We start from the raw sequence: 255 nt of genomic DNA, 5'->3' as shown, positions 1-255 counted from the left end.
CTATCTGCGCAACTATGCAACGCTGAACGTCAAGGACCGGCTCGCCCGTATCGAAGGCGTCGGCCAGGTTCAGGTCTTCGGCGCGGGTGACTATTCCATGCGCGTCTGGCTCGATCCGCAGAAGGTTGCCGAGCATGATCTCGCCGCCAGCGACGTCTCGGACGCCATCCGCCAGCAGAACGTGCAGGCCGCAGCCGGCGTTATCGGTGCCTCCCCAAGCCCGAACGGCGTCGACCTGCAGCTCAACGTCAATGC

Annotated in this window: 1 protein-coding gene; it reads left to right on the top strand. The window is 64.3% G+C overall.

Features of this window, described 5'->3' with window-relative positions:
* Positions 1 to 255, top strand: a 255-nt coding sequence (locus tag SB816_RS33300) for an efflux RND transporter permease subunit (protein WP_410548417.1), incomplete at both ends; no start/stop codon positions are given.

It is taken from the genome of Achromobacter sp. SIMBA_011, from assembly GCF_046535435.1.
GTDB lineage: Bacteria > Pseudomonadota > Gammaproteobacteria > Burkholderiales > Burkholderiaceae_B > Achromobacter > Achromobacter dolens.
Note: the sequence above shows the minus strand (reverse complement) of the source record. Positions and strands in the feature narration are given on the sequence as shown.